Raw genomic sequence first — 5,096 nt, forward strand, 5'->3', positions numbered from 1 at the left:
TGTTGGGTGTTGGGTGTTGGGAAAAATACTTTTATATTTTACATTTAGCGTTTTATATTTTAAATTTCCTTTTTATTCGTCTTAGTAATTCTGGTAAATCAAAAGTAAGACCTATTACTTTAACTTCATTGACTTTCACCAAATCTCCTACTAATTTTTCTTCGTTTTTTTCTTTGGGTTGATGTGACTGAATGATTTCTTTTTGTTGGTAATTTGTGAGTTGTAAATTCTCTATTGAAATTTGTTTCGATTGTATAATTTCATCTTTCAGCTGTATCGTTGCTTTAGCATACATCAATTGAGATTTAAAATTGGTAACTTGAAGAACCAATTGTTGCACACCAACATCTGTAAATTCAGCAGCTACAGTTTCAAATTCTGGGCTTTCAGGAAGTGATAAATATATTTGTAAGGCTTCTTTGATTTTGTCCAATGCTTCTTCTCCATTTGCTGGAATCACGGTAAATAAAGTTTTATGTGCTTTGGATTCGATATTCGTTTCTGCATTGATGCCAATATCTTTTAGAAAGGTTGCGAAATAGATAAGGTATTGTTCGCAGGAACTTTGAATTTCTGGTGGGAAGGTGAAAGTGTTTGATAGGTTTTGTTGATTTGTATTTTGGTTTGGAGATAATTCTAAGATTATAATATCAAATGCTAATTTGAAAATTTTCAAATTAGCATAATAATAAGCTTTAATATCTCTAAGTTCTTTTTCTTTTTGCGTTAAATACAGAAAAAAAATCACACTCTTATCGTCAAACTTTAATACTTCAAAAGAATATTCTTTAGTTAACTTAAATATAAGTCTATTTATAAAATCTCCATAAGAAAATGACATATCCCATTTTTCAAGATTAATGCTTAAACATATTTCAGGTGATTCATCTTCAACAAATGATATAGATAAATACTCTCCTAACCAATCGAAATTATAAAAATTATATTTTTTTAAAGGTACTTCAATGTAATCAAATTGAAGCTCTTCAAAATTTGAACGACCTAGGTTTGACAAATCATCAATATTTTCTATGGTTATAATAGACCTAGGGTCATTCATATTACTTATTCCTATCGAACCTATAACTTCTCCATTCAAAAAAACTTCACCTACTTCCTTATCTATTACCAAATTCGACTTTTCCATATCTCAACTATTATTACAATATGTTAGTTGCTACAATGTAGTTAAATGTTACATTTCCTACAAAAAAAGGGTTTAGGTTTTGAGTGTTAAAACATAATTAAAGAGTCAAAAACCTGAAAACAACAATCGTTATTCTTTTAATTTAGCATGGATTCCTGCCTACGCAGGAATGACAATCAGTTTCAAAATAATACTACACGTCACTTCGAGTGAAATTTCGTAGAAATTTTGTATCGAGAAGTACTTTGATTTTCTAAGCTTTTCTCGATACATTTTTGCCTATCTCGACTGCGCTCGATATGACAAAAACACTCGAACTGACGTTTAGAGAATAAAAGACAAATCAACAAAAGATAAAATACTAAGTATTCTCGACTGCGCTCGAATTGACATGTAGTGTATCAAATAAAAAGCGTACTTCGAAACCGAGTTAGCGATAGCAGTGGAAAGCCCACAGCGAGTGTGCGAGCGCGGACTTGTAGCGAATAGCGCGACCTGAAGCGTAGCGGAAGGGAACTTCCTTATTGTATCAATTTGAGAGTAACAATAAACGTACTTTAAAATTCTTGAATGAGATTAGTATACGAAATGAACGAAAAAACAAATTGACAGATTGACAAAGACACAGAATACCAAAGCGCAAGCGTGTCTAAAAGCAAAGCAAGTCTAACAATCTAAGAGCAAAGCGTGCCTAACAATCAAAAACAAGTACATATAGTTTATTCTTAAAGCAGAATTCCGTAAATTTGCACTTCGAAAATTAGACAACTAAATTTTAAGATATGAGTACATACGATATCATCGTTTTAGGAAGTGGTCCTGGTGGATATGTAACTGCCATTAGAGCTTCTCAATTAGGGTTTAAAACCGCAGTCGTTGAGAAAGAAAGTCTTGGTGGAGTTTGCTTAAACTGGGGATGTATTCCGACGAAAGCGTTATTGAAATCAGCACAGGTTTTTGAATATTTGAAACATGCTGGAGATTACGGACTGTCTGTGAAGGAATACGATAAGGATTTTGACGCAGTTGTACAACGTAGTCGTGGCGTTGCCGATGGAATGAGCAAAGGTGTTCAGTTCTTAATGAAAAAGAATAAGATTGATGTAATTAACGGTTTTGGAAAGGTGAAAGCTGGAAAGAAATTAGACGTTACTGATAAAGATGGTAAGGTTACCGAATATAGCGCAAAGCATATTATTATTGCTACTGGAGCACGCTCACGTGAGTTGCCAAGTTTACCACAAGATGGTAAGAAAGTAATTGGATACCGTGAAGCAATGACGTTGCCAACACAACCAAAGAAGATGATCGTAGTTGGATCGGGAGCTATTGGGGTTGAGTTTGCATATTTTTATAACTCAATGGGAACGGAAGTTACGATTGTAGAATATATGCCTAAGATTGTTCCTGTGGAAGATGCAGATGTGTCTAAACAATTGGAACGTTCGTTTAAGAAAAGTGGTATTAAGATTATGACTTCTGCAGAAGTGACTTCGGTTGATACTTCTGGCGATGGTGTTAAAGCAACTGTAAAAACGAAGAAAGGTGAGCAAGTATTAGAAGCTGACATCGTACTTTCGGCAGTTGGAATTAAAACGAACATCGAAAATATTGGACTAGAAACTGTTGGAATTGCAACGGATAGAGATAAGATTTTAGTGAACGATTATTACCAAACAAATATTCCTGGATATTACGCAATTGGAGATGTAACTCCTGGGCAAGCTTTAGCACACGTTGCTTCTGCGGAAGGAATTTTATGTGTTGAGAAAATTGCGGGAATGCATGTAGAAGCTTTAGATTATGGAAATATTCCGGGATGTACATACTGTTCTCCTGAGATTGCGTCTGTTGGTTTAACTGAAGCGCAGGCAAAAGAGCAAGGAATTGACATTAAAGTTGGTAAGTTCCCGTTCTCAGCATCTGGAAAAGCAAGTGCTGGAGGAAATAAAGAAGGTTTTGTAAAAGTAATTTTTGATGCAAAATACGGAGAATGGTTAGGTTGCCATATGATTGGTGCTGGTGTAACAGATATGATTGCAGAAGCCGTTTTGGGTAGAAAGTTAGAAACTACAGGACACGAAGTATTGAAAGCAGTGCATCCGCATCCAACGATGAGTGAAGCGGTTATGGAAGCTGTTGCCGATGCGTATGATGAAGTCATTCACATTTAATAACATATATTGAAAAGCTGCTCGTTTGAGCGGCTTTTTTTATACTTTATAATTTGTATTTAAATGAAGAAAATCGCTTTTATCCTTATCGGAATTGTCTTGGTTGCTTGCACTGGAACGAAAAGCACGTCTAAGATAAAGAAAAGGTCTAAGTTACCTGTTATAGTTGCTTGTGCCGAAGATGCAAAGATTTATGATAGAGATAGTAAATTTGATGTAAATAGACTAAACGATCTATCAAATTTATCATACACTGCAACGTATACCATGATTCACACTCGTATGGATTCTTTAGAAAAAGATTCAATTCGTTTTGCCATTGATAAAACTGCAAAAAGAGTAGTCCAAAAAGTCTTTCCAGAATCTACTTATCTTGATGAAACACTTCTATTAAATAAAAATTATAATGATATCATGTTTTATACAACAGATATTCGTCATAATAATCAAGATGCAAATGCAGTAGATAAATTAACAATTCCTAGCCTCAATAATTCAAAACAATTATTTGTAGAAGTCAGAACATACGTAATAGATAAAAAATTCTCAAATAGTATTCGAATATTTGTTTTTGATATAGTATTAAAAAAACTCTTGTATTACGACTCTGTAAGCTATAAGTGTGACGTGCGCGACGAAACTATGTTTATGAAAACATTGCATTACGGAATGAATAAACTTAAAAACAGTATTAAATAGTTATGTTAGAACCAGTTCAAAAAGAAACAAGTACACTTAAAAGGTTTCGACTCCTTTCTATTTTAGAAGGAATTTCATATATCGCTTTCTTTATCACCATGCCTTTAAAGTATTTTATGGAAATGCCAATGCCAAATAAAATTGTAGGAATGTCACATGGAGTTTTATTTTTAGCTTATGTATTGTTTGCCTATTTGGTAACCGAAGAACAAAAATGGTCTAAAAAAAGTTTTGGTGTTTTGTTTGTGGCTTCTTTGATTCCTTTTGCTACTTTTTATGTGGAGAAAAAATACCTTCGAGCAAAGTAAACATTACCTATTAAAGGATTCTTTTTTTCATATTTCTTATCCACCCTATTTTCGAATATGAATTAAAACATGGCGCATTTGCATTGTCTATTGCTTCTGATCTGCATTTATGTGATTTTTAGAAAATTAATTATAAAATCACATATTATGAAAAAAAAGAAGCTTAATTCATTAGACTTAAACAAAAAATCAATCTCTAATTTAGACGCCAATAAAGTACATGGCGGTGATGAAACCAATGCTGACTGTGGATATTGGAGTAGATTTTCAAAATTCAATCACTTATGCGACCTTGTAAGTCAAGGACCAGGTTGTCGCTCTTTACATCATTGTGGACCAAGATAAAAATAAGTGAACTTCGGTCAGTTATGGTCGGAAGATTTTTCTTCCGGCTACTTTATTTTTTAATGCAAGTTCAGCTTAAATTTCATGTCTTAAATCATCCAATTTAAGGTAAGGTATGTTTTTTTAGTCGTTTATTTCTTCTTCATTTGATATATGTTTAACCAAAATTTATATCATGAAAAAAAGCATTTTAAAACTAAAAGGTGTTCAAGAATTGAACAAAAAAGAGCAATCAGTAATTAACGGAGGAAATACAGGAATGCAATGTTACAACCATGGTGATTGTCAAATTCTGAATTCATTACCAGGAATGGAATATGAACAGTTTTTCTGTTATTGGGGATATTGTCAAATAGCATAAAAGCAAGAGTTATTAATTGTATAAGAGTCGGGAGTTTTTTCTTCCGACTTTTTTATGGAGTT

At 33.1% G+C, this 5,096-nt stretch carries 6 protein-coding genes; 5 read left to right on the top strand and 1 reads right to left on the bottom strand.

Annotated features, from left to right (window positions below; translation table 11 throughout):
- Window positions 1-52 precede the first annotated feature (52 nt).
- Window positions 53-1,132 (bottom strand): hypothetical protein, encoded by a 1,080-nt coding sequence (locus tag ACRBBL_RS27370; RefSeq protein WP_431372294.1) that lies wholly within the window; start codon window positions 1,130-1,132, stop codon window positions 53-55.
- 797 nt (window positions 1,133-1,929) lie between these two features.
- Between ACRBBL_RS27370 and lpdA the strand changes: the two genes are divergently transcribed.
- The 5 genes from lpdA (at window position 1,930) to ACRBBL_RS27395 (ending at window position 5,034) form a co-directional block, all read left to right on the top strand.
- Window positions 1,930-3,321 carry a dihydrolipoyl dehydrogenase gene (gene lpdA / locus ACRBBL_RS27375; RefSeq protein ID WP_431372295.1) on the top strand — a complete coding sequence of 464 codons (1,392 nt, stop codon included), beginning with the start codon at window positions 1,930-1,932 and terminating at the stop codon, window positions 3,319-3,321.
- A gap of 63 nt (window positions 3,322-3,384) precedes the next feature.
- The gene (locus ACRBBL_RS27380) at window positions 3,385-4,020 is read left to right on the top strand and encodes a hypothetical protein (protein ID WP_431372296.1); all 636 of its coding nucleotides are present in this window, start codon (window positions 3,385-3,387) and stop codon (window positions 4,018-4,020) included.
- Between the two features lie 2 nt (window positions 4,021-4,022).
- Window positions 4,023-4,328, top strand: coding sequence for a DUF3817 domain-containing protein (locus ACRBBL_RS27385; RefSeq protein ID WP_431372297.1), 306 nt, complete (start codon window positions 4,023-4,025; stop codon window positions 4,326-4,328).
- Between the two features lie 147 nt (window positions 4,329-4,475).
- Window positions 4,476-4,673, top strand: a complete 198-nt coding sequence (locus ACRBBL_RS27390; RefSeq protein ID WP_431372298.1) for a hypothetical protein — start codon at window positions 4,476-4,478, stop codon at window positions 4,671-4,673.
- 175 nt (window positions 4,674-4,848) lie between these two features.
- Entirely contained in the window at window positions 4,849-5,034 is a 186-nt protein-coding gene (locus tag ACRBBL_RS27395; RefSeq protein ID WP_431372299.1) for a hypothetical protein, read from the top strand.
- The last annotated feature ends 62 nt before the right edge of the window (window positions 5,035-5,096 follow it).

It is taken from the genome of Kordia sp., from assembly GCF_050633145.1.
Taxonomy (GTDB): Bacteria; Bacteroidota; Bacteroidia; order Flavobacteriales; family Flavobacteriaceae; genus Kordia.